Origin of the sequence: Parendozoicomonas sp. Alg238-R29 (assembly GCF_947331445.1) — a bacterium.
In the GTDB taxonomy this organism is placed as follows: domain Bacteria; phylum Pseudomonadota; class Gammaproteobacteria; order Pseudomonadales; family Endozoicomonadaceae; genus Sansalvadorimonas.
Genome location: NZ_CAMZOG010000175.1, coordinates 1 through 2,717 on the forward strand (window position 1 = coordinate 1; position 2,717 = coordinate 2,717).

Below are 2,717 nucleotides of genomic sequence, written 5' to 3' on the forward strand. Positions count from 1 at the left end.
CACCCACTGCACTGACGGCATCAGGATGGGGTGTCGGATGTAAACGGAATCAGTGGCCGGATGCTCCGGAATACGCATCGCCTCATCAATCCTATTGAGGCTAGCTAGAGCATCTGAAAACTGACTCAAAATATCAGCATCGACCTTCAACTCAAGCGACTTTTCAAAGTACTGTAAAGAGCCTGCATAATCCTCCAATACCAAGTACATGTACGAAGCGAGCTTGGTGACAGCAGTATAATTGTTTTCATCCAGAAACACTGCTTTCTTATACAAATCTATTGGCTTTTCCTCTGAGCTCATATCCTGCACAGCAGCCAGCTCATAATGCAGATCAGCTTTTAAGCAGAGAAGATCAGGTGAGTTCGGCTGTATGGCTAGCAGTTCGTGTAGACTTGCCAAATTGTCCAGCATTGGAATTTCTGGGTCTTTTATCCTAATTTTTAGGGTTCGGATTTTGGCATCTAAAGAACTCATATTCATCATTCTCACCGGCATTGAGAAAGGTGTCTTTTGCTGTGAGGGCAGGGCCTCCGGCATTCTGGGCAATATTGATGTTATCAATCTGGCCAGTAAAGCTACCGGTCAGCGAACCACCGGCTTTGATTAATCCAGGGCTCTCAACCAGTATTTATTTACTCCGACCCCTTTTCTCGACCCACCCCTTTTCTCGACCCCTTTTCTCTTCAGGGATTTGCACTCGGTAGTGGTTTGGAATTTTGGAATGCCCCTTCAATTTCCTGAACAGTTTGGCGCTTTGTCCAGTGCTCAGGATAGAAAGTTGTTGGTTGAGGCTTATCGACCCAACTCCCTGTTTGTGGATCACGAATTTGTATTTATTCACTCCGACCCCTTTTCTCCTTGAAGAGCATTATCATTTAAGATCTCTTGATCAAAGACTCTCCGCTCCTGGAATTTCCGACAGGAGCTGAAGATGTAATCAGTGCCTTTACTTGACAGCACTCTGTCAACATAGACGGGAGCTTCTGAACATTCCTCTAAGTCTTCTTCAGACAAGGGTAATGGATAACTCGTAGAATAGCCTGACTCAGGAATTTGAAGCGAGTCTAAAGCCTGCTGAATATCTGCAACTAGCTGGGGTTCTAATTGATACAGCCTGATCGACTTTTGCCCAAATCGTATGTAGTTTTTATAGTCACATACTAATTGCTCACTCGCATTAGCAGCCGCTTCTCTATCAGTGTCTTCTTGCTCTTGAAAACGCTCGATATTGTTATCCCAGCCCCGAGCAGGGCTAAAGCCAGATTTCTTTAAAATCTGGCTCATTACTGGCCACTTTGCTCTTTCCCTAAAGCTTTGCAAGATTTTGGAAGGATGCTGCATCAGGTTTTTCCTTGGATACTGAGTCTAGTGAACAGCTAAAATCGAAATCTCCAAGGCAACTTTATCAAGCTTATCCCCATTGATACATAGTAAATGCTGCACTTGAAACTACACCAGATTTTCAGCAGGAACAAATACGACCAAGACACTCTAAAAACGCTTACAGCCTGCTGATTTGAAAAGAATTTTAGATACGTACCTTGAAAAACGCTCTGTACGCTAAAAACAGAGAACACCGGCAAAAACGGCATTTTGAGGGGCAAAACAGGGGCCGGTACGACACTGGCAAGGTACGTTTCCCGAACCGTTTCGAGCCAGAAAAACAGGGGCTTTCGTGCGCTTCATAACGCAAAAATCCCGCTGCAGATAACTGCAGCGGGATTCTCAAAGGTGGCGGTGGCTGGGGCACATAGGGAGGTCGGTTTCTCTATTTTTGAGTTAATTATGTCCATTCATTACTGCATGTTTGTTTTTCATACATCAAAATCATATGGGCCATCACTCCTAAGCATCCTTGCAATGACTCTGAATAAAAACAATACAACATCAATTGGCAACTCAATGAAAGCTTCAATTATATCTATAATAAAATTACGGTTATTTCTCTTCCCCCGCCCCCTACTAGGCCACAGGAAATAAGCAATCAAGAAGCAGACTGAAAGCCCAACAAAATACTTGGCGAGAAAATGACTCTCATAAAACTCAATAGCAAGAAGAATCCCTAAAGAATAAGATAATATTGAAAGCAACCCAGCCAACAATTTCATATCATTCCTTTTCCAAAACAAAAACTCATATCATTTACGCCTACCAAATATAGAAAACATATAACATGGAAAATATGATACACCAGAATAAATATGCTTTCTCCACGACCTGAATCATTGAAGGAAAAGCACTCTTATTCTGATGCATATCCGTACAATATATAACACCACCAATTAGCATCTACTTCTAATGTCGTTACATTTCCCCAATCCCATGTAAAGACCATGACATCACCAGAAAACCAAACAAAACAATTCCAGTCAACAGGCTCACTAACACACCAGATCGTTCAAATCCACTCAAATCACGGTCTGAATAAGTTATAACGAACACAGCAGATTGCGAAAACAAAAGAGCAAAAGAAAATGTGTATATCAATCCACTCTTATCGCCGCTGACTGTATTTACACCGAAATATGTAACATAAACCGTTGCCGCAACACACAGAGCGACTTCGGTATATGCCCACAATCTTGAGTGAGCCGATATATTTTTTTTCATAGCTTTATTACGTACCTATTCTACACAAAGGTCCACCAACAATGGTGTTCTTAATACCTTCAAGAACATTATTTAATATTTATTTACTCCGACCCCTTTTCTCG

Annotated in this window: 5 protein-coding genes; 1 reads left to right on the top strand and 4 read right to left on the bottom strand. The window is 42.0% G+C overall.

Going from position 1 to position 2,717, the window contains the following annotated elements; genetic code table 11:
• Positions 1-477: hypothetical protein (locus QMA35_RS21290; RefSeq protein WP_281649148.1), on the bottom strand; the 477-nt coding region annotated here is incomplete at its 3' end.
• On the opposite strand from QMA35_RS21290, the gene QMA35_RS21295 reads away from it, so the two are divergent.
• Positions 458-610, top strand: coding sequence for a hypothetical protein (locus QMA35_RS21295; protein WP_281649149.1), 153 nt, complete (start codon positions 458-460; stop codon positions 608-610). The two genes, QMA35_RS21290 and QMA35_RS21295, sit on opposite strands and share 20 nt — an antisense overlap.
• A 230-nt stretch (positions 611-840) precedes the next feature.
• On the opposite strand, the gene QMA35_RS21300 is transcribed toward QMA35_RS21295, so the two are convergent.
• The 3 genes from QMA35_RS21300 to QMA35_RS21310 all read right to left on the bottom strand — a co-directional run bounded on the left by QMA35_RS21300 (position 841) and on the right by QMA35_RS21310 (position 2,613).
• The gene (locus QMA35_RS21300) at positions 841-1,344 is read right to left on the bottom strand and encodes a hypothetical protein (RefSeq protein ID WP_281649150.1); all 504 of its coding nucleotides are present in this window, start codon (positions 1,342-1,344) and stop codon (positions 841-843) included.
• Between the two features lie 473 nt (positions 1,345-1,817).
• Positions 1,818-2,111, bottom strand: a complete 294-nt coding sequence (locus QMA35_RS21305; protein ID WP_281649151.1) for a hypothetical protein — start codon at positions 2,109-2,111, stop codon at positions 1,818-1,820.
• A gap of 196 nt (positions 2,112-2,307) precedes the next feature.
• The gene (locus tag QMA35_RS21310; RefSeq protein ID WP_281649152.1) at positions 2,308-2,613 is read right to left on the bottom strand and encodes a hypothetical protein; all 306 of its coding nucleotides are present in this window, start codon (positions 2,611-2,613) and stop codon (positions 2,308-2,310) included.
• Positions 2,614-2,717 lie beyond the last annotated feature (104 nt).